The organism is Oxalicibacterium faecigallinarum, assembly GCF_014635705.1.
GTDB classification, from domain to species: Bacteria; Pseudomonadota; Gammaproteobacteria; order Burkholderiales; family Burkholderiaceae_D; genus Oxalicibacterium; species Oxalicibacterium faecigallinarum.
Genome location: NZ_BMDI01000001.1, coordinates 1762935 through 1784672, shown reverse-complemented (window position 1 = coordinate 1784672; position 21738 = coordinate 1762935). Strand labels below are relative to the sequence as shown.

Annotated in this window: 20 protein-coding genes; 6 read left to right on the top strand and 14 right to left on the bottom strand. The window is 55.1% G+C overall.

Annotated features, from left to right (window positions below; translation table 11 throughout):
* Positions 1 to 114: 114 nt before the first annotated feature.
* From IEV29_RS08515 to IEV29_RS08505, 3 genes are all read right to left on the bottom strand, one after another.
* On the bottom strand, positions 115 to 591 hold the full coding sequence (locus IEV29_RS08515) for a Smg family protein (RefSeq protein WP_188380765.1): 477 nt from the start codon (positions 589 to 591) through the stop codon (positions 115 to 117).
* Between the two features lie 285 nt (positions 592 to 876).
* Positions 877 to 2025 (bottom strand): DNA-processing protein DprA, encoded by a 1149-nt coding sequence (gene dprA, locus IEV29_RS08510; RefSeq protein ID WP_229726285.1) that lies wholly within the window; start codon positions 2023 to 2025, stop codon positions 877 to 879.
* Positions 2026 to 2032: 7 nt separating this feature from the next.
* Positions 2033 to 3106 (bottom strand): LysM peptidoglycan-binding domain-containing protein, encoded by a 1074-nt coding sequence (locus IEV29_RS08505; protein ID WP_188380764.1) that lies wholly within the window; start codon positions 3104 to 3106, stop codon positions 2033 to 2035.
* Positions 3107 to 3281: 175 nt separating this feature from the next.
* Between IEV29_RS08505 and def the strand changes: the two genes are divergently transcribed.
* The 4 genes from def to cls all read left to right on the top strand — a co-directional run bounded on the left by def (position 3282) and on the right by cls (position 10125).
* Complete coding sequence (gene def, locus IEV29_RS08500) at positions 3282 to 3815, top strand: peptide deformylase (RefSeq protein ID WP_188380763.1); 534 nt, start codon at positions 3282 to 3284, stop codon at positions 3813 to 3815.
* 79 nt (positions 3816 to 3894) lie between these two features.
* On the top strand, positions 3895 to 4842 hold the full coding sequence (fmt, locus tag IEV29_RS08495) for a methionyl-tRNA formyltransferase (RefSeq protein ID WP_188380762.1): 948 nt from the start codon (positions 3895 to 3897) through the stop codon (positions 4840 to 4842).
* 206 nt (positions 4843 to 5048) lie between these two features.
* Positions 5049 to 8807 (top strand): methionine synthase, encoded by a 3759-nt coding sequence (gene metH, locus IEV29_RS08490; protein WP_188380761.1) that lies wholly within the window; start codon positions 5049 to 5051, stop codon positions 8805 to 8807.
* A 10-nt stretch (positions 8808 to 8817) separates the two neighbouring features.
* A complete protein-coding gene (gene cls, locus IEV29_RS08485) occupies positions 8818 to 10125 on the top strand; it encodes a cardiolipin synthase (protein WP_188380760.1) in 1308 nt (435 codons plus the stop codon).
* A 1-nt stretch (position 10126) separates the two neighbouring features.
* Here cls and IEV29_RS08480 read toward each other — a convergent pair whose 3' ends face one another.
* The 10 genes from IEV29_RS08480 to IEV29_RS08435 form a co-directional block, all read right to left on the bottom strand.
* Positions 10127 to 10894: a class II glutamine amidotransferase gene (locus tag IEV29_RS08480; RefSeq protein WP_188380759.1), complete on the bottom strand. Its 768-nt coding sequence runs from the start codon at positions 10892 to 10894 to the stop codon at positions 10127 to 10129.
* 76 nt (positions 10895 to 10970) lie between these two features.
* Complete coding sequence (gene trmB / locus IEV29_RS08475) at positions 10971 to 11648, bottom strand: tRNA (guanine(46)-N(7))-methyltransferase TrmB (protein ID WP_188380758.1); 678 nt, start codon at positions 11646 to 11648, stop codon at positions 10971 to 10973.
* Between the two features lie 119 nt (positions 11649 to 11767).
* Positions 11768 to 12025: a BTH_I0359 family protein gene (locus IEV29_RS08470; protein WP_188380757.1), complete on the bottom strand. Its 258-nt coding sequence runs from the start codon at positions 12023 to 12025 to the stop codon at positions 11768 to 11770.
* 232 nt (positions 12026 to 12257) lie between these two features.
* Positions 12258 to 12617, bottom strand: a complete 360-nt coding sequence (locus IEV29_RS08465; protein WP_188380756.1) for a P-loop NTPase family protein — start codon at positions 12615 to 12617, stop codon at positions 12258 to 12260.
* A complete protein-coding gene (locus IEV29_RS08460) occupies positions 12614 to 13345 on the bottom strand; it encodes a response regulator (protein ID WP_188380755.1) in 732 nt (243 codons plus the stop codon). The genes IEV29_RS08465 and IEV29_RS08460 overlap by 4 nt, the downstream gene beginning before the upstream one ends.
* 61 nt (positions 13346 to 13406) lie before the next feature.
* Positions 13407 to 15701 carry a sensor histidine kinase gene (locus IEV29_RS08455; protein ID WP_188380754.1) on the bottom strand — a complete coding sequence of 765 codons (2295 nt, stop codon included), beginning with the start codon at positions 15699 to 15701 and terminating at the stop codon, positions 13407 to 13409.
* A 3-nt stretch (positions 15702 to 15704) separates the two neighbouring features.
* Positions 15705 to 16286 carry a DUF4390 domain-containing protein gene (locus tag IEV29_RS08450; RefSeq protein ID WP_188380753.1) on the bottom strand — a complete coding sequence of 194 codons (582 nt, stop codon included), beginning with the start codon at positions 16284 to 16286 and terminating at the stop codon, positions 15705 to 15707.
* Positions 16287 to 16327: 41 nt separating this feature from the next.
* The gene (gene rsmB / locus IEV29_RS08445) at positions 16328 to 17653 is read right to left on the bottom strand and encodes a 16S rRNA (cytosine(967)-C(5))-methyltransferase RsmB (RefSeq protein ID WP_188380752.1); all 1326 of its coding nucleotides are present in this window, start codon (positions 17651 to 17653) and stop codon (positions 16328 to 16330) included.
* Positions 17654 to 17824: 171 nt separating this feature from the next.
* On the bottom strand, positions 17825 to 18181 hold the full coding sequence (locus tag IEV29_RS08440; protein WP_188380751.1) for a DUF1840 domain-containing protein: 357 nt from the start codon (positions 18179 to 18181) through the stop codon (positions 17825 to 17827).
* 173 nt (positions 18182 to 18354) lie between these two features.
* Positions 18355 to 18900 carry a hypothetical protein gene (locus IEV29_RS08435; RefSeq protein WP_188380750.1) on the bottom strand — a complete coding sequence of 182 codons (546 nt, stop codon included), beginning with the start codon at positions 18898 to 18900 and terminating at the stop codon, positions 18355 to 18357.
* Between the two features lie 101 nt (positions 18901 to 19001).
* Between IEV29_RS08435 and IEV29_RS08430 the strand changes: the two genes are divergently transcribed.
* Positions 19002 to 19787, top strand: a complete 786-nt coding sequence (locus IEV29_RS08430; protein WP_188380749.1) for a 5'-3' exonuclease — start codon at positions 19002 to 19004, stop codon at positions 19785 to 19787.
* An 80-nt stretch (positions 19788 to 19867) separates the two neighbouring features.
* On the top strand, positions 19868 to 20155 hold the full coding sequence (locus IEV29_RS08425) for a hypothetical protein (RefSeq protein WP_188380748.1): 288 nt from the start codon (positions 19868 to 19870) through the stop codon (positions 20153 to 20155).
* A 39-nt stretch (positions 20156 to 20194) separates the two neighbouring features.
* On the opposite strand, the gene IEV29_RS08420 is transcribed toward IEV29_RS08425, so the two are convergent.
* Positions 20195 to 21718, bottom strand: coding sequence for a YifB family Mg chelatase-like AAA ATPase (locus IEV29_RS08420; protein WP_188380747.1), 1524 nt, complete (start codon positions 21716 to 21718; stop codon positions 20195 to 20197).
* Positions 21719 to 21738 lie beyond the last annotated feature (20 nt).

Here is a 21738-nt window from a genome sequence, read left to right as displayed (position 1 = left end):
AATTCGCAAGCAGGAGCGGACGGAAGCGGAAAGAGTTGCTTAAGAGGTACGCCAAAACGTGAACGGGCATGGTCGCATCAGCAATCCATGCCCGTCGCAAGAGTGCTGCACCGATCAGTGCAGCATGCGCGGTGTGGCGTCGTCTTCGTCGACAAACAGTTCGTCGAAGATCAGGCCATCCGGTTCCTTGCCCTGGCTCCACAACACCATCAGGACGATGACCTTGAGTTTGTCGAGCGAGATGGGCGATTCGGCGGCAGCCAGGGCGCGTTCAACGATGATCTCGCGCTGGATCGGATTGATCAGCTTGGCCGATTCGAGAAACTGGATGAAACCGATGCCGGGCGTACCGATGACGTCGATCTCGCGATCTGCGTAAATACGGATGCCGAAAGAGAAAGCGGTCTGATGCGGATAATTATCGGAGAAGGCATCGTTGGTTTGCGCCAGAGCAGTCAACCAGCCAAGCGCCTTGGCGATTTCCTCTTCCTCAAATCCGATGGCGGAGAGTTTCTTTACCAGCACGTCGGATTCAGGACAGGCATCCGGCCGGTAATAGGTTTCGTACAAATAAACTAAAACGTCGAACATGGCTTCACCGTAGCGCTTGGGTTAAGGCAACATTCTTTCGAATGCCACCAGGATCGAATGCTCAAGAATCACGCTCTGCAAAATTACCTATGAGAGTTGTGACGACAGCGGCAGATCAGAGACAGCGCTTACTTGGTTTAAGCATACCTGAAAACGGCGTGTGTCGATAGAAAAGACAGGGTTTGTTGCGTGGCCGCGATGTCCAAAATGAAAGGAAATACAGGTTTGGCACGATTTCGTTTTCAGGATGACATCCAAGCGTGTCGACGTGCTAACGCTTTCGTGTCAGTCAATCCGGCGATACATGCCGCCGGGCAGCATTTCCGCACGACCGGCCAGTTCGAGGGAGAGTAGTTGTGCGCTAAGTGCCGCGGCGTCCATCGCACATCGGGCTGCAAGCGTATCGACATCGACTGGATCGAACCCCATGGCATGCAGAACGATGCTGCTGTCATCGTCAGTTTGCGTGTCTTCCACCATGTCTTGCGTGCTCGCCTTCATCGAAATCGACGCAGGTGATACGTACTGCAGTTCTTCCAGAATGTCCTGCGCGGATTCCACCAACTTGGCGCCCTGCTTAATGAGTTGATGACATCCCTTGGCGAGTGGCGAGTGAATCGAACCGGGAATGGCGAACATGTCTCTACCCTGCTCTGCTGCCATGCGCGCTGTAATCAGCGAGCCGGATTGCAGGGCAGCCTCGATCACCAGCACACCGCGTGCGAGCCCGCTGATGATGCGGTTGCGACGCGGGAAATTGCTGGCGATGGCGGGTGTGCCAAGTGCATACTCGCTCAATAGACAGCCTTGTTCGGCAATCCGATGTGCGAGGGTGCGATTGCGTGCCGGATAGACCAGATCACAACCGGTGCCGATCACCGCAATCGTCGAACCGTTACCTTTCAAGCCGCCTTCATGGGCGGCCGTATCGATGCCGAGCGCCATGCCGGAAACGATCGTCAAACCGGCTTGACTCAGATTCTCTGAAAATTTTTCTGCATTGGCGATACCTTGTGCCGTCGCATTGCGACTGCCGACGACTGCCAGTGCCATTTGCGACAGCAAGGCAGGTTTGCCTTTGGCATAGAGAATGATCGGTGGATCGGGGATTTCCAACAGGCATGGCGGATAGTTGCTGTCTGCCAGTGTCAGGATGTGATTGCCTTCCTGTGCAGCCCATTCGTGTGTGCGCTCGATGAGAGCAAGAAGTGCATCAGAGGGCGGTGCCAGCAAGGCCTGGGCTATGCGTTCGCTAACGCAGTCGCGCAGAGCGGGAATATCTGCGTTGAAAATAGCCTGCGGCAGGCCAAAGTGCCCCAGCAGACGTCGTGCGGTTTCTGCGCCGACGCCCGGCGTTTGCATTAATCGCAGCCATGCGCTCAGATCGTCGTCAGGCGGGGCATGGCGCATCTCTTTCGACGGGCGCGCTGTCATGCCCTCTTTATTCTGGTGAGCTGGCGATATCGCCAATCTGCACGGTGTCGCGCACTTGCATCACCAGACCGTAGGAGATGTTGTTGAACACGCGGAAGATAAACAGATTGCCGTAATGTTCATCGGGTAGCTTGACGGTTTCTTTGCGACCGCTTGTGCGGTCAACAATGGTTTTGCCAAGACGCTGCAGTTGCAGCACGCTGCCAATATCGAGACCATCCTTCTTGCCTCGATTGATGGTGACGATCTGATTTTGCCCGGCATGTGTGACGCCGTTATAGACAGAAACGATTTGCGCGTCGACGCGTTGTTCCGGTGCATGCGGCACGAAATTAAGGAAAGAGGTTGGTTCAACCGGCAACAGGCGATCGCCGATGCCCATTTCTTCCTTTGATTTCGTGATGATGATGGTATGCGGTTGCTCAACGGTGGTGCCGGCACGTTTCAGATTTGCCGCGCCAAGATAGGCTGCTTCGTAGCCGATGATTTTCTGCGTGCCTGGGTCCTTGAGCGGCTTGCCTGCCCGGAACACATGAAACTCCGTTTTGTCGCCCAGTGCGCCACGCACATAGGCGATATCGCCGTTGCCGATGACGACGCGTTCTTCCTGTGCGGCGATGATGCGTGGACTGGTAGTCAGTTCATCTGCATCGACAATCAGTGGTTGCGACAGGAACGGTCCGATCTCGCTGAGAGAGATGGAACTGATGGCATCCGGTCCGAGTGCGCTGGTGCGAATTTCCGGGGAAAGACGCACGGTGCCAGGCGCGTCAGTACCAGCGGCACCGTTGTTGCGACTGAGGGAAAGGCGACCGGTTGTGCGGTCAAAATAGACAACCTGACCTGGATAAATCCAGTGCGGATTGCGAATCTGATCACGATTCAGGTTCCAGACTTGCGGCCAGCACCAGGGTTGTTCGAGAAAACGTCCCGAAATATCCCACAACGTATCGCCTCGTACGACGACATGCTGATCGGGGGCATTGGGGAGAAAAGTGCAGCGGCCGGAGGACTGAGATTGAGCGGGAAGGACAACAGAGGCAAGTGCGAGGAAAAGTGCAGCTGTGCTAAAATTTTTCATGGTGTGTCCGGTTGTTTCCGTCAATTGTGACGCCATCTGATGTGCTGCCGCAGGTGTTGGACGAGCGTTGATTTCGTCAAAATACTTGCCATAGTGAATCAAATTCTGCACATAAACCATTGAAGTAGCAAGAAACCCTGTCAACGATTCGCCGCTCTGTTGCGCAAAAGCCCGTATGTCCTTACTGCCTATCCTGCGATATCCCGATCCGCGTCTGCACAAGGTTGCCAAGCCGGTCAGCGTATTTGATGCGCGCATCAAGAAGCTGGTCGAGGACATGGCCGAGACCATGTACGATGCACCGGGTATTGGTCTGGCCGCGACACAGATCGATGTGCACGAGCAGATCATCGTGATCGATGTCTCGGAAGAACATAATCAACTGCGCGCGTACATCAATCCGGAAATTCTTTGGGCCAGTGAGGAAAAGCAGGTCTACGATGAAGGCTGCTTGTCGGTACCCGGCATCTACGACGGTGTCGAGCGCCCTGCGCGTGTGAAGGTGCGAGCCTTTGATGTGGAGGGGCAGCCGTTTGAAGTGGATGCGGATGGTTTGCTGGCAGTCTGCATTCAGCATGAAATGGATCATCTGAAGGGCAAGGTGTTCGTCGAATACCTGTCGCCACTCAAACGCAATCGCATCAAGACCAAACTCGTCAAGGAAGAGCGCGAACTGGCGCGTAGCGCGCAACGCGCGGCTGCACGCTGAGCTTTTCCTGCGCATCGGGCGGGCGTCTTTGCAGTCGCCCGCTTTTTTATTTTCATCTTCCGCCGGGTACTGGATCGCCATGAAAATCATTTTTGCCGGCACGCCGGAATTTGCCGCCGTTGCACTGGCGGCCTTGCATGCAGCGGGATTTGAAATTCCGCTGGTACTGACGCAGCCTGACCGCCCTGCCGGACGTGGCATGCAATTGCAGGCATCGGCTGTCAAGCAGTTTGCCGTTGCGCATGGTATGCCGGTGGCACAACCGGTATCACTGCGCCTGGATGGCAAGTATCCGGATGTCGCTGCCGATGCACATGCGTTGCTGAAGGCGACGCCACATGACGTGATGGTGGTGGCTGCATACGGCTTGATCCTGCCGCAGTCCGTGCTGGATATTCCGCCGCGCGGCTGCGTCAATATTCATGCGTCGTTGCTGCCGCGCTGGCGTGGTGCGGCTCCCATTCATCGTGCGATCGAAGCGGGCGATGCTGAAACCGGTGTGACCATCATGCAGATGGAATTGGGACTGGATACCGGCCCGATGCTCGCGATGCAAGCTTTGCCGATTGCCGACGATGACACGACGGCGAGTCTGCATGACAAGCTGGCAGAGTTGGGTGGGCGCATGATTGTTGATACGTTACGCCAGATGGAACGAGGCCCCCTGATTGCGACACCGCAGCCTGATGGCGCCAACTATGCTGCCAAGATCGCCAAGGAAGAGGCTGCGCTCGATTTCGCGTTGCCGGCATCCGTGCTGGCGCGCAAGGTGCGCGCCTTCATGCCGTTTCCCGGGGCTTCTGCCGATTTTAATGGGATGGCAGTCAAATTCTGGCGCGCCGAAGCGGTGGATGCCGGAACGTGGTCGCCGGGCCAGGTCATCGCGGCCAATCCGCAAGATGGTGTGCTCGTGGCGTGCGGTGAAGGTGCCTTGCGTGTCAGCGAATTGCAGAAGCCAGGCGGCAAGCGATTGTCTGCCGCCGAGTTCCTCAAGGGCTTTCCGTTGGAAGGTGGTCGTTTCAGCTGATTTGGCTGGCCGCAAACCCTTGATTTCACGTATAATTTTGTCTTTCGCGCCGATTTGATTGAACAGGTCAAACCAGCTTGCGGGCGCAGAACGGTTTCATGCCGTTTATCCAAATTCTGCTAAAGCGGCGTAGGTGCAAAACCCGGTCCGACTGCAGGCCGGGTTTTTTGCATTTTGCGCAGTGAAGCCATACCAGAGAAATGACGATGAAGAACGCCGCTCCTTCCGATACCGAAGTCCTGTTACGCGACCTGATGTCCAAACGCATCCTGATTCTGGATGGCGCCATGGGCACCATGATCCAGCAATACAAGTTGACCGAGGAAGATTATCGCGGCGAGCGCTTTGCCGCCTTCGCCGTGCCCGGCAAGGAACTGTTCGTCAAAGGAAACAACGAGCTATTGTCGCTCACGCGTCCTGACGTGATCAGCACGATCCACGAACAGTATCTGGCGGCCGGTGCCGATCTCATCGAAACGAATACCTTTGGCGCGACGACGGTGGCGCAGGACGATTACCACATGGCGCATCTTGCCTACGAGATGAACGTGGTATCGGCCAAGCTTGCGCGTGCTGCGTGCGACAAGTATTCGACGCCGGACAAACCACGCTTCGTCGCCGGCGCACTCGGCCCGACGCCGAAGACCGCCTCGATTTCGCCTGACGTCAACGATCCGGGTGCACGGAACGTGACCTTTGATCAACTGGCGGCGGCCTATCTCGAACAGACGCGTGGTCTTGTCGAAGGCGGAGCCGACGTGCTGCTGGTCGAAACCATTTTCGATACGCTGAACTGCAAGGCGGCACTGTTTGCGATTGATCAGTTCTTCGAAGAGTCCGGCAAGCGTTTGCCGATCATGATTTCGGGCACGGTGACCGATGCATCGGGTCGTATCCTGTCAGGTCAGACCGTCCCCGCGTTCTGGCACTCGGTGCGCCATGCCAAACCGTTGACGGTTGGATTGAACTGCGCGCTGGGCGCGACTCTGATGCGTCCGTATGCACAAGAACTGTCAAAAATCGCGGATACGCATGTCTGCATCTATCCGAACGCCGGTTTGCCGAATCCAATGAGCGATACGGGTTTCGACGAAACGCCGGATGTGACGTCATCGCTGCTCGAAGAATTTGCCAATAGCGGTTTCGTCAATGTCGCAGGCGGCTGTTGCGGCACCACGCCCGATCATATTCGCGCGATTGCGGAAACGGTCAAATCCATCAAGCCGCGTGACATTCCTGAGGTCGATCCCGCGCTCAAGTTGTCCGGTCTCGAACCTTTCATCGTTGATGACAGCTCGTTATTCGTCAACGTCGGTGAACGTACCAACGTCACGGGTTCGAAAGCCTTTGCGCGTCTGATCATCAACGAGCAATACGACGAAGCGCTGGCCGTCGCACGTCAGCAGGTTGAGAACGGTGCACAAGTCATCGATATCAACATGGATGAAGCGATGCTGGATTCGCAGGCAGCGATGACGCGCTTCCTGAATCTGGTGGCATCCGAGCCTGATATCGCACGCGTACCGATCATGATCGATTCGTCGAAATGGAATGTGATCGAGGCCGGCCTGAAATGCGTGCAGGGCAAGGCCATCGTCAATTCGATCTCGATGAAGGAAGGTGAAGAGAAATTCCTGCACGAGGCTCGTCTGTGCCAGCGTTACGGTGCCGCCGTCATCGTCATGGCCTTTGATGAAAAAGGTCAGGCCGATACCTTTGAACGCAAAATCGAGATCTGTGGCCGCGCCTACTGGCTGCTGGTCAACGAACTGAACTTCCCGCCGGAAGACATCATCTTCGATCCGAACATCTTTGCGGTGGCGACGGGTATCGAGGAGCACAACAACTACGCCGTCGATTTCATCAACGCCGTGCGCTGGATCAAGGAAAACCTGCCGCGTGCGAAGATCAGCGGTGGCGTGTCCAATGTCAGCTTCAGCTTCCGCGGCAACGATCCGGCACGTGAAGCCATTCACACGGTCTTCCTGTACCACGCGATCAAGGCCGGCATGACGATGGGCATCGTCAACGCGGGGATGGTCGGGGTGTATGACGATCTGCCTGCCGAGTTGCGCGAGCGCGTGGAAGACGTGGTGCTCAATCGTCGTGAAGATGCGACCGAGCGCATGATCGAATTCGCGGCCACGCTCAAGGCTGGCGACAAGAAGGAAGAGGCGACACTCGAATGGCGTAACAATCCTGTGCGCCAGCGTCTGTCGCATGCGCTCGTGCATGGCATCACGCAATGGATTGTCGAGGATACCGAAGAAGCGCGTCAGGAAGTCATGAATGATGGTGGCCGTCCGATCCATGTGATCGAAGGGCCGCTGATGGATGGCATGAATGTGGTCGGCGATCTGTTCGGTCAGGGCAAGATGTTCCTGCCGCAGGTCGTGAAGTCTGCGCGCGTGATGAAGCAGGCGGTGGCGCATCTGATTCCGTTCATCGAGGAAGAAAAGCGCCAGCTCGAAATCGAAACAGGTGTGGTTGCCAAACCCAAGGGCAAGATCGTCATCGCCACCGTCAAGGGCGATGTGCACGATATCGGCAAGAACATCGTCTCGGTCGTCCTGCAGTGCAACAACTTCGAAGTCGTCAACATGGGCGTCATGGTGCCGTGTTCCGAAATTCTCGCAAAGGCGAAGGAAGAGAATGCCGACATTATCGGCCTGTCTGGCCTGATTACGCCATCGCTCGAAGAGATGGCGTACGTCGCCAAGGAAATGCAACGCGACGAATACTTTCGGGGTTTGCAGACGCCCTTGCTGATCGGCGGCGCGACCACCAGCCGTGCACATACCGCCGTCAAAATTGCCAACAACTACGATGGTCCGGTGGTCTACGTGCCGGACGCTTCGCGCTCGGTGTCGGTGGCGCAATCGTTGTTGACGCCTGAGCAACGCGATGCGTATGTGGCCGAGATCGCAGCCGATTACGAGCGCATCCGCGAACAACATGCCAATCGGAAAGCGACACCCATGCTGACGCTGGCAGAGGCGCGCGCCAACCGCATGCAGTTGTCATTCGATGGAGACAACAAGCCGGTTAAACCAAAGTTTATCGGTCGTCGCGAATTCCGCAATGTCGATCTCGCCACGCTCGCACGCTACATCGACTGGGGTCCGTTCTTCCAGACCTGGGATCTGGCTGGTCCCTTCCCTGCCATTCTGACTGATGAGGTGGTGGGCGAGGCGGCGAGCAAGGTGTTTGAAGAAGGCCAGGCCTTGCTCAAGAAAGTCATTGAAGGCCGCTGGCTGACCGCCAACGGCGTGATCGCCCTGCTCCCGGCCAATACCGTCAATGACGACGATATCGAAGTCTATACCGACGACACCCGCAAAGAGGTTGCCTTTACGTATTACGGTGTGCGGCAACAGACAGTCAAACCGGTGGTCGATGGCGTACAACGTCCAAATCAGTGCCTGTCCGATTTCATTGCACCCAAGTCTTCGGGCGTGGCCGATTACATCGGTCTGTTCGCTGTAACAGCCGGTTTGGGTATCGAGAAGTATGAGAAGCGATTCGAAGATGCGCATGACGATTATTCGTCGATCATGCTCAAGTCGCTGGCCGATCGTCTTGCAGAAGCCTTTGCAGAGTATCTGCACGAACGTGTGCGTACCGATCTGTGGGGCTATGTGCCAGACGAAAAGCTCAGCAATGAAGAGCTGATCAAGGAGGTGTATGTCGGCATTCGCCCTGCTCCCGGTTATCCGGCTTGTCCTGAGCATACCGTCAAGGTCGACATGTTCAAGACGCTGAAGGCGGAAGAGATCGGCATGCAACTGACGGAGTCGTTTGCGATGTTCCCGGGTGCGGCAGTATCCGGCTTCTACTTTGCCCATCCCGAATCGAAGTACTTCGTGGTCGGCAAGATCGGCGACGATCAAGTGACCGATATGGCAATGCGACGCGGCGTCGCCAAGGAAGACGTGGAGCGCTGGCTATCGCCTAATCTAACCTAGACGGAGTTACATGAGAACGAGAATAAACTGGAAAGATCGGACAAGAAGAAGCAAACTCCTGATTATTCTCGGCACCATGACCGTGACGCTGGTTGTTGTGCTGCTGGGTCTCAATTTCACGATGGGCCAGAAGAAGGTTCGCGAAGAAATTCCGCGTCTCTACGCACTCTCGGATCCGCAGTTTGAACGCACCATGGGCGCATTGCTTGGCCCGACCATTGTCGGCGGCAATCGCACGACGGCATTGATGAACGGTGACGAAATCTTTCCCTCCATGCTGGAGGCGATCCGTGGCGCCCGCCATACAATCAACTTCGAAACGTATATCTATTGGTCTGGCGATATCGGCAAGCAGTTTGCCGAAGCATTCGCCGAACGCGCACGCGCCGGCGTGAAAGTGCACGTGCTGATCGACTGGGTCGGCAGCAGCAAGATGGAGCAGGCATATCTGGACGTCATGGAGCAGGCTGGCGTCGAAGTGCGTAAATATCATCCTTTGCGTTGGTATAACCTGGCGCGCATGAATAACCGCACGCATCGCAAGTTATTGATTGTCGATGGCCGCATCGGCTTTACAGGCGGTGTTGGAATTGCCGCGCAATGGACAGGCGATGCGCAAGATCCCGAACATTGGCGAGATTCGCACTATCGCATCGAAGGACCGGCCGTGGCGCAGATGCAGGCCGTCGCCGTCGACAACTGGATCAAAACCACGGGGCAGGTTCTGGATGGCCCCGGTTATTTTCCCGAGTTGGAAGAGGTCGGCAATCATCATGCGCAGGTATTCAGCAGCTCGCCGCAAGGCGGTAGTGAAAGCATGCGGCTTATGTATTTGCTGGCGCTGACGGCGGCGCAGAAAAGCGTACAGCTTTCCATTTCCTATTTCGTGCCCGATGAGATGACGCGGCAGGTACTCATCGATGCGGCAAAGCGTGGCGTGAAAATTCAGATCATCGTGCCCGGCGAGCATATGGATGTCGATATCGTGCGACGTTCTTCGCGCAGCATGTGGGGTGAATTGCTGGCGGCCGGTATCGAGATTTATGAGTACGAGCCGACCATGTTTCATTGCAAGGTCATGATTATTGACGATCTCATGGTATCGGTCGGTTCCACCAATTTCGATGACCGCTCATTCCGCATGAACGATGAAGCAAATCTCAATATCTACAATGCCGATTTTGCGCGATCGCAAGTCGTTGTCTTCAACGAAGACTTGCGTCATGCGCATCGCATAACGTACGAAGAATGGAAAAATCGACCTGTTTATGAAAAGCTCAAGGAGCGCGTTGCTGGCTGGCTGGCGCCGCTGCTTTGAGTTATTCGACGGGTAGTCCGTCGATAAAGACCTTGAGTTCACCTTCCCTGAAGGGGGTCCAGATTTCGTTGCTGGTCAAGGGCTCGGTCACGATGACGGCGACGCGATCGTTGGGTGTCGTCACTTCCGAAAAATCCACGCTCAGATCTTCATCGCTGAGTGCCGCTTGTGTGAATGGATACTGACGCACAATGTAATGCAGATTGGTTGAGCAATGCGCAAACATCACGGAGCCATCCGACAGCATCATGTTGAAGGTGCCGTATGCAGAAAGTTCGGCACACAATTCGGCAATCGCTTCACGCAATTGCGGCAACATTGGTAAAGCATCGTCGAAACGACGTCTTAACTCCTGCAGGATGTAGCAAAACGCTGCTTCACTATCTGTAGTGCCAACCGGCTGAAAGGGGCCATCGAGCTGTGGTGCAAACCCCTTTAGGTCACCATTGTGCGCAAAGACGAAATAACGTCCCCAGAGTTCTCTGACGAAAGGGTGGCAATTTTCCAGTGCGACCCTGCCTTGCGTCGCCTTGCGGATATGCGCGATGACGTTTTTGGATTTGATCGGATACTTGCGGATGAGATCGGCAATCGGCGATCTGATGGCGGCTTCGTGATCGACAAAGTGGCGTACGCCTGCTCCTTCAAAAAACGCAATGCCCCACCCATCTGCATGATGATCGGTGCCACCGCCGCGTGTTGCAAAGCCGGTGAAGCTGAACACGATATCGGTTGGTACATTGCAATTCATTGCGAGAAGCTGACACATGGTAAAACGCTATCTGGTTACGAAATGTGGGTCCACACAGTATCACGAGTTGACTGCACGAGCGGCGGAAAGCTGCTCAGATTTTTGGCGGCAATGTCGCCATACACCGCCAGAGTGCATGCCCGGAGGCCAGATATTTGGCTTCAAACGGCGTGATGGTATGCGTGGGGATGTACCGTTCTGCCTGCACATCTTGTCCGCTCAGCTGCGTGACAGCGGCAGCGAATTCTTCGACGTACAGCGCCCAGTTACTGCGACATTCAATTAGGCCGCCCAGTGCAACGATAGTGGGAAAGACCGGATGCCCATGCCAGCGGCGTGAGAGGTGTCCGATCTTTGGCCATGGATTGGGATAAAGCAGGTACTGTCGTGCTGGAAAAATGCCGTGCGCCAGCATGAGCCGCCAGTAGTCGACCAAATCCGCGCGTACGCATATGAAATTTTCCGGTACCGCCTGAGGCCATTGCGTATTGCGGGTGATGCGATCTTCCGACTGATCGATGCCAATGACGAAATGATCCGGAAATTGCGTGGCCAGATGCAACGTTGACAGTCCGACACCGCAACCGGTATCGAGAATCAACGGTTTGCTCCCGGCCTTTTTCCAGATCCCGATGTTCTGATCGAAACTGCGTTGATTGTAGCTGGCTACCGGCTTTTGAAACGTATGTGTTGCATGGCGCGCGACAAGTGTTGGCAATTGTTCGTGAATGCCAGTCTGACTGCTAACGATGGGAGAGGAGTTGGCATGCATTGCACGATCATGCAAAGTAAAAAATAAAAATGCCTGCATGATCGTTGCCGATCAATGCAGGCACAGCAAGACTGAATTTTAAGTGACTTGCACGCGCGTGAAAAGATGCAGGTGCAATCCTAGTGAAACGTCATCGGCTGACTCATCATGACATCATAGGCACCCAGAAAATCATCGATTTCCTCTTCACTGGGTTCGCTTGCAATCAGGTCACGGACATTCTGACGGAAGGATTCCGCCATGGGGCCGGCAATAAAGATTTCCCGCTTTGCCGGTTTATCCATGATCTCGTAGCCACCAAAACGCAGTGCATCCTGATCACTGTCTGCACCAAATTCCACGACGCTGTACTGCTCGCTGTTATAAATCAAGTTCATAACACTCTCCTGTAGCGATCGCAATCGAACGATTGCGTTGGTAGGAACATGGCACTTGAATGCTGAATTTCAAGATTGCCGCCGGGCACTCTTACAGCTTGATGGTGAAGTCTCTTACTTAGGGTTAACGGAAGATTGCTTTAATTGTTGAGCAAGAATGATGCCTTTGCGTGGCATTTTTCAATCTTTTACATAAAAGAGACAGCGTTCAAACGCAGAAGTTGCCATTGCTTCATGGCAACCTGAGGTCATCCGTCAAGTTGAGATATTGATCGTAGGGGGGGGCCATTAGCACGTCGCGTAATTGTGCCAAGTGCAAGTCGTTGGCGACCGAAATGAAAAGACGATCCGGTTTGCTGCGCAGCAGTCGGTTTAAGGTAACGCGCATGACAAGATTGCCAGTACAACACATACAGCCAGCGGCAATACGGTGCAGTTGAATGCGGGACACGTCGGGAGAGGGAAAGACATCGCGGCCGTCCGACAGGCCTTCCAGAATGATGGCAGTGTGGAGCGCGGGATCGAGCTGCGAGAGGATGGCGGTATCGCGGTGAAAGGAAGAGCTGCCGGTCACCAAGGTGGTGGGGATCATGTTCCTCGCTTGGAGGCCTTTCCTGGTTCAACACCGAGTTGCTTGAGCTTGCGATACAGATGGGTGCGCTCAAGTCCGGTTTTTTCCGCAACGCGTGTCATGCTGCCGCCTTCACGACCGAGATGATGTTCGAAATAAGCGCGTTCGAATGCATCGCGTGCTTCGCGTAATGGCAGTTCGAACGAGGCGGTGAAAAAGTGCGGCTCTGTGGTGGTGGCTGGTGCCGATACGGGCGGATAGACGGGCAGCGGGGGTGTCGTTTGCGGCAGACCGTTGTCGGTGCCGATGTGACGCACGGAATGAGATTCGTGCTGAGCGATAGGGGCACGTACAGGTGGTGCGGTCGACACGCGTGCCGGTTCCTGACCACGCGTTAAACCTTGTTGTACGGCTTTCAGCAGTTTTTGCAGCGAGATCGGTTTTTCGAGGAAATTGAGTGCGCCGATACGGGTTGCTTCGACGGCGGTATCAATCGTTGCATGGCCGGACATCATGATCACCGGCATGGTCAGCAAACCATCGCGCTGCCATTCCTTGAGCAGCGTGACGCCATCGGTATCCGGCATCCAGATATCCAGGAGCACCAGATCCGGCTTCGCAGCGGCGCGTTCGGCGCGTGCCTGATGGGCATTCTCGGCTGTAGTGACGACATGCCCTTCATCGCCGAGAATTTCGGACAACAGCTCCCGAATTCCCATCTCATCGTCGACAACTAGAATATTGGCCATCAGTTTTTCCCCTTCTTTCGAATGTCACCCTTGGGCTCAATGCGGTTCATGGCAATGGCTCTCAGGAAGATAACTTTAACAGCAAAATTGCCACTCTGGCACCATTGCCGCTACTGCGATTGCGGATATCAATACGTCCACCGTGCTCTTCGATGATTTTTTTCACCATTGGCAAACCTAAGCCGGTGCCGCGCGGTTTGGATGTGATGTAGGGTTCAAATGCATGCGCGAGGATCTTCGGCGAGAAGCCTGGACCGTTGTCCGTAATCGTCAACTGCACGGCATTATTCACTGCCCCATCCGAACTGCGGTAGTGGATTTCTTCAGTAATAATATCAATCTGCGGGCGCACCTTGTCGTCACGATCTTTTTCGTTGACTGCGTCCTGTGCATTTTGCAGCAGGTTATGTATGACCTGACGCAGTTGGGTGGCGTCGCCCATGATCTGTGGCAGACCGCTGGCCAGCGACGCATGGATGATGTCGCGGTCATCGCCCGCCAGATAAAGATGCAGAATTTCCTCGATCAGATCATTGAGATCAAGTGCAGACAGAACGGCTGGTGGCGTCTTTGCATAATCGCGGAAATCATCGACCATGCGCTTCATCGCAGCTACCTGATTGACAATGGTTTCGGTGCTGCGTTCCAGCACCTTGGCATCGATCGAATCCAGCTTGCCTTCGAGCTTCATCTGCAGCCGTTCGGCAGAAAGCTGAATCGGTGTCAGCGGGTTCTTGATTTCGTGCGCCAGTCGTCTTGCCACCTCGCCCCATGCAATCGAACGCTGGGCGGAAATCACGTCCGATATGTCATCGAACACGACGACGTAACCACTTTCCCGCACGGCTGGCAGGCGTGAGCCGCGCGCCAGCAAGGAAATCTCGTTATCACCTTCATTGCTGTTGCGACGCGGTACATCAATCTGATGTTGCCAATGCAAACTGCTGTCGGCTGCATTGCCGGCAGCGGATTGCGCACTTTGCGTGGAAAAAGCCTGGGTGATGATCTGTGCAAATTGCGCGAGTCCCTCAATATCCTTGAGCGGGGAGCCGATGTACTGCGAGAAATCATGCTGCAGGATGCGCTCGACCGATTCGTTGCAGGTCACGAGTTTGAAGTGCCGGTCCAATACCATCACACCGGCCGACATGTTTGCCAGTACGGATTCGAGATAGGCCTTGGCGGCTTCCAGTTCGGTTCGATTTTTTTCCACCGAGGCACGCGCATCGAACAACTGGCGCGTCATGGCGTTGAAGGATTTGGTCAGTGTGCCCAGTTCATCCGATGTGGCAACAATCGGTCGTGGTGATAGATTGCCTTCGGCAATCGCTTTAGTGCCTTCGGCAAGCAACAGCAGCGGCTTGGCGAGGTCGCCCGCAATCAGGAAGCCGGCGGCAATCGCGCCAAAAATGGCGAGAAGCAGCGTCAGTGTCAGAGTGACGATATAGATCTTGCGCAGACCGGTACGTGCGAGATAACGTTCCTGATACTCGCTATACGCAACGCGGAGCGATTCCGCGTTTTGCGCCAGCTGGTCAGGTACTGGCTGAATCAGTTGCAGGTAGCGTTGCTCGGTTTGCAGCGATAACGCGCGGGATGAGTTCGGTATTTCGACCAGGACGCGCAAACGCAAGCCTGGCGGCCCGGTCGAGGGTTTTGTCAGGGTGTTGGCGTCACTGTCAGCCATCGGGCTCTCGGGGAATTCGGTGGAGCCCTCGATGACACCATACGTTCGCATCAATCGTGCCTGACGCATCATTTCGGCGGTGGGAAAGTCCGGAAGTAGTGAACCCAGTTGGGAGCCCGAACTGGCAATCATCTGACCTGTACTGCTAACGATCAATGCATCCTGCATCAGATTCTGATCGCGCATGCGGGACAGTTGCGTGATTTGTGTGGCGTCCGACATGTCGGACAATTCCAGCGCCATATTGCGAGCCTTGACCTGCAGTTCACGCAGGGACGAGTCCAGCGCAGAACGCCCGAGATTGAGGCCCGATTCCAATGCAGATTCCACGCGTACATCGAACCAGGATTCGATCGACCGCGAGACGAACTGGACAGAGACGGTATAAATCACCACGCCCGGCAAAATGCCGACCAGTGCAAACAGCATGACCAGTCGCGCCATGAGTTTGGAGCCGAATTTGCCTGCACGATACCGTTTGTAGAGGCGGAACAGCAGCAGACCGACCAAGCCCAGCAGCGATGCGGCGACGACGGCGTTGAGAACGAGCAACCAGGGATAGTTGCGTTCAAAGAGGGTGGAGTTCTCGGAGGCAGATGCCAGCAGGAACAGAAGGATACTGACGACCGCACCGCCAACAACGAGGAGATAACGTAGCAGTCGTGTCACGGTCTAGTCGGCGGTGAAGGAGAAGCGCTGCCAGTCGGACGACAGGCGCCAGTCGTTGCTGTTCATGGCGTGTACTTGGAACGGCTTGGGTAATTGCGCTACATCAAGCTGCATGCGCACGCCGATTTCATAAGTCTCGCCCGGCTTGAGTATGTTGCGATCGGCCACGACCCAGCGATTGGGGCGGCGTATCATCGACAAGGCATCGTCGAGAGAGCTGAAGCTTTGATGAATGCGTCCGGTGACGGCTGCATAGTACTGGCGTGTCAGCACGTTGTACGAAATGCGGATGGTTTGCGAGCGCACGATTTCCTTCGCGTCAAACCAGTACCAGCGTGGACGGGTAATCTCGACTTCGGTGGTGAAGTACAGCGGGATGCCGCGGTTCAATGCATCTTCCAGGCCGCGATTCAGATCGAGTGTGTAAGCTGCCGACAGACGGTAGCCTTCTTCCGAACTTTCCAGATGAACGTCGCGAACTTCAATATCGTCTGCATGTGCGGTAGGGACTTGCAGCGAGATCGCCAGCAACAAGGCACTGCACAGCCAAAGGAAGAAAAAGCCAGGTTTTCTTTTCACATGCATTACGGCAATGAGTGCCGGACTATTGAATTGATGGCAGGCCGTTATGTCGCCTGTTTATGAAACAGCGCATAAAACAACCCGTCGTGATCGCGATCCGCCGTGGCGCTTGGCAGCAATTGCCCTGGCGCTTGCTGCCGGACTGCGTCCGCATGGCGTGCCACAAAGGACGCCGCTTGCGCTTCCGATTCTTGCGGCCATAGCGAACATGTTACAAACAGCAATTTACCATTCGGCTTGAGCATCTGCCAAAGGTTGTCGAGTATTCCGGCAGAAATGGTTGCCAATTGTGTTGTATCCGTTTTGCGTCGCAGCCAGCGAATGTCTGGATGGCGCCGCACGATGCCCGATGCAGTACAAGGGACATCGGCCAGAATGCGGTCAAATGGTTGTCCGTCCCACCAGTCGGTTTTCCCGGCATCACCGGTCATCAAATTGGCGGACAATTGCAAACGGTGCAGATTTTCTTCGATGCGCTTGAGGCGCAGAGGGTCGTGATCCAGCGCAAGCAAATCGACATCGGCGCGTTCCAGAATGTGCCCTGTCTTGCCGCCCGGTGCGGCACAGGCGTCCAGCACGCGCATGCCATCTTGTACGTCAATCAGATCGGCTGCGCGCTGTGCGCCGGCATCCTGTACCGATACCCATCCCTCTTCAAAGCCGGGAATCTGGCTGACTGGTGTCGCCTGTGCCAGCCGGATGGCGTCCGGGCCAATCTGGCTTGCTGTCAAACCTTGTGCCGACAGGCGGGCCAGATAGTTGTCGAGTGAGGTTTTGCGTCGATTGACACGCAGTGTGAGTGGCGGTGCCTGATTGCCGGCTTCCAGAATCGCTTCCCAGTCCTGTGGGTAGGCGGAGCGCATGCGGTCGATCCACCAGTTGGGATAGTTGAAGCGTGCCATCTGTGTGCCGGCTGCGCTTTTCATCAAGGCGTCGCGCTCCCGCAGGAAACGACGTAAAACGGCATTGACCATGCCTTTGGCATGGGCCATTTCCGGGTCGGCCGCGGCTGCGGTAACGGCTTGATCAACCAGCGTGAAGGTGTTGTAACGTGGAGTGTCGCCTTGCTCATCGGGATCGGATAACAAGCCTAGTGCACAGCAGACCAGGCCGTGTAATACGGCCGGTTCGGTTTGTTTGGTTGTCATCGCATGCAGCAGGGCTTCAGCACGCCCCATGTTGCGCATGCAGTGATAAGACAGATCCTGGATGGCGCCACGTGCCTGGGGTGAGGCAGACGTCTTGCTCCATATTCTGGCAAGTGCCTGTGGCAGGGCGACGCCATCGCCGACGGCAGCGATAGCTTGCGCAGCGCCGTGCAGACTGAAAGCGAGAGAATCCGGGAGCAAGCGGGGGTTTGATGAGGACATGCGTTGTTAATACTTCGTGGTTGCAATGAGTCAAGCGTACGCAACAACGATAATGGGCGAATCGGACTGCCATTGTACCGAGTAACTGTGATGAATCATCACGCGTCAAAAAACAAAATGGCACGCGATGCGTGCCATTTTTGTGACTTGGTAAGAAAATGCGCTGATGCGTTACAGAACGCCCCACAACACATCACGTTTTTCCTTGTTGGCTGCGCGTAGCATTTCAAGCAAAGGATAGGCGCGCGAAGAAAAGCTGACGACTTCCGGTTGTTCGTGTTCGTGGTCATCACCACTTTCGCCATGATGGGCAACGACGTCGCGCTGGATGGCTTCGGAAGTTGCATGCACTTCCTGTGCTTTGACGACTTTGATTTCGGCTTCAAGAATCTGAATGGCCCTGGCTGTTTCTTCAGCCGTGATGACGCCCTGTTTATGATCTTTATTCAGCAGATCGAGAATCCTGTTTGCATGTTCTTCATACATCAGAACTTCTGCACTTGCTCTGGATTTGAATGTAACTAACATGAGCGCCTCCTTGTTTTATGAGCGTGATCAAACGATAGCATGATTTTCTGCCGTGCAATAGCGCAAGCGGCGAGTCGAATGTGAAGAAAAGATTAAATTTTTCTGCACCGTCTTTACCATCGTTACATCCATTTTTTAATGCGATGCGATAAATAGACAGCAGGAAATTATGCTCAGTTCAATTGCAGTGACGAAAAATAGATATCTGACACATCACGGGTCATTTTCTCTTCCGGACCTGTCATGACGATCTGATATACGCGATTGCCCTGAGCGACGAAGCGTGCTTGCAATGTACGTGGCTGATTGTCGATCGCAGTACCTTTTGCGTGCACGTACAGTACCGCCAGCAATCTTTTCTGGCCGTTGATGGTATGTGGCATGGTGAAGGTGGATTCTTCGATGATCGTGCCGCGAATATTACGTACCAACGCAGTTTTCATTGATTCAAGTGCGGTCTGCGGATTGTTTGGCGCTGGTATCGTGGCAGAACCCACCGCAAAAGTCAGCTTGTCTACTTCGGTTGCAGTCATGCTCATGCGGATGATTGCCCCGTCCAGATTAATGTCGCGTGTCACGGTAGTCGGCCGAGCAGGCATCATGATGAGGTAACCGAATTCTTCATTCCGAACCTCGCGCCAATCGAATGTTGGCGAACACGCTGTCAGCAACACCAGCCAGAAGGGCAGAGTCAGTTTTCGCAGTATGAAGGCGATCATTGCGCATTTCCGTGTCGTGATTGCTCATCCTACACCGCGGGATGGCAAATGCATGTGTGGCGCGTAGAATTGTCGGGTTGCTACGGCGTCAGGGATGGTCAATGGGGAAATTGCTTGCAATCGATGCACTCAATATTGTGCGGCGTGTATACGAAGCCAATGAAGAGGTTGATTTGTCGCTCAAGGCAGAAACAGCGCTGCGTCATTCGTTATCCTCTTTTCGCAAGCTGCTCGGTACGCATCAGCCGACGCATGTATTGGCTGCCTTCGATTTCGGTGGCGCGACGTGGCGGCATGATTTGTATCCACGTTACCGTGAGCAGCGGGAAGCGATGCCTTCTGCACTCAAGGATGGATTAATCGATTTTCAGTCGCGATTGGCGGAATGGGGCGTGCAGGCTGTGTCGGTGCCGCATGTCGAGGCAGATGATGTGATTGCGACCTGTGTATTGCGCTGGTTATCCGAAGGCCGGGGTGAGGCGATCGTTGCTTCTACCGACAAGGATTTGCATGTCTTGATTGCAGAGGGCGCCCTGTTGTGGGATCACTTTCGTGGCGAGTGGCATGATCGCACCTGGGTGGAAACAAAATTTGGCGTACCGCCGGAGCAGTTGGCAGATTTGCTGGCGTTGGCCGGTGATCCGACGGACGGCATTCCCGGTGTCAGTAAGGTCGGCGTCAAGACAGCGGCAAAGTTGCTGCAGAGTTACGGTGATATCGATCGTATCATGGCGGGTGCGGGCATTCTCAAAGATGCGATGGGCGAGCGGTTGCGCAAGGATGCGGTGCACCTCGCCTTGTCACGGCAATTAGTTGCGTTGAAAACGGATGTGCGTCTTGGAGTGACATGGAATAAGTTGTCGTTTGATGCAGGGCAGTTCGGGTGAGGCGAGAGCAAGCTGCAGGCGGGAACTTCGATGTGCAATGCGTGCTCCATTATTCATGGTGATCGTCTTCGGGAGATGGCATGAAAAAGATCTTGTTAATGGCAGTGTTGGCTTCTGCAATGACAAACGTGTTCGCGTCAAGCGACGCCGCTTGGGAGGCATTGTATGCGCGTACCGAAAAAGCGTGCCTTAAAAAGAGTAACCTGAACGACCCACAGGTTGTTGGTGAACGCATCGTTTTCGGCAAACATATTCTCTATCGCGTGGAAGGCATTTATCCGCAAGCGCATATGCAGGGCAAAAAGGGCAGCGTGTATTGTCTGCATCCTTATCCAAAAGGGCGCCCGGAAATTGCCGATGTGCCTTGATACAAAAGCGCATGGCGTTCCGCGCGGATAATCGACCGATTACTGCTCTTTCATTGCCCGGCGATATTGAATGGCTTCTGCCACGTGCGGTTGGTTGACGCTGGCCGCCTCACCAAGATCAGCAATGGTACGTGCAACTTTTAAGACGCGATGATAGGCGCGAGCAGACCAGTTCAGCTTGTTCATGGCATTGCGCAATAATTGCTCGCCGGCGCTATCCGGTTTGCAATGCTGGTCGATCTCATTGCCTGTCAGCAGATTATTGAGTTTGCCTTGACGATGCAGTTGGCGTGTCGCAGCTTGCTGAACACGTCTGGCGATGTCGGCAGACGATTCACCGTCGCCTTGTCTGATCAAGTCGTCATGCGGTAACGCGCCGACCTGGATCTGCATATCAATCCGATCCAGCAAGGGGCCGGAGATTTTTCCCTGATAACGGGTGATGTGATCTGGCGTACAACGACATTTGTTTGCCGGATGGCCAAGATAGCCGCACGGGCAGGGATTCATTGCGGCGATCAGTTGAAAGCGCGCAGGAAAATCGGCTTGCCTGGCCGCGCGCGAAATGGTGATCTGACCCGATTCCAGCGGTTCACGTAACACTTCCAGTACGGAGCGGTTGAATTCTGGCAGTTCATCCAGAAAAAGAACGCCGCGATGCGCGAGTGAAATTTCTCCGGGACGTGGCGTGCCGCCCCCGCCAACTAGGGCAACCCCAGAAGCTGTATGGTGCGGCGCACGATACGGACGTGCGCGCCACCTTGCCGTCGAAAAGCCGCTCGTGAGCGATTGTACGGCGGCGGATTCCAGTGCCTCCTCATCTGTCATGGGTGGCAGAATCCCGACAAAGCGGGCGGCCAGCATGGACTTGCCGGTTCCGGGAGGGCCAACCATCAGCACACTGTGCGCACCAGCGGCTGCGACTTCGAGCGCGCGTTTGGCATGTATCTGACCTTTGACATCAGCCAGATCCGGGTAACTTGGCAGAGCGGGCACTAACGACGGAATATGCCGCGACAGCTTGGTGTCTGCATCGCGTGCGGCAAAATGAGCGACGACCTGCAATAGAGAATCAGCTGGCAGGATAGTGATGTCATTCACAAGCGCCGCTTCATCGGCATTGATGCGGGGCAGGATGAAGGCGCGCTGCTTTCCCTTGTTCTCTTGATGACGATGCATTGCATACGTCATGGCCAGCGCGCCGCGAATTGGACGCAGTTCGCCGGACAATGAGAGCTCTCCGGCAAATTCATACTGATCCAAAGTGTCTGCAGGCATTTGCCCGGATGCAGCCAAAATGCCCAGTGCGATCGGCAGATCAAAACGACCGGATTCTTTAGGAAGATCCGCTGGAGCCAGGTTGACCGTTATTCTTCGCGCCGGGAATTCAAATCCCGCATTTTGTAAAGCGGCTCGTACGCGGTCTTTGGCTTCCTTCACCTCGGTTTCGGGCAGACCTACGATGGTGAAGGACGGTAAGCCATTGGCAAGATGGACCTCGACAATGACTTCAGGCGCTTGCATCCCTGTCAGGGCGCGACTGCTCAATACGGCAAGACTCATTGCGCTCCTTTATATAGAGG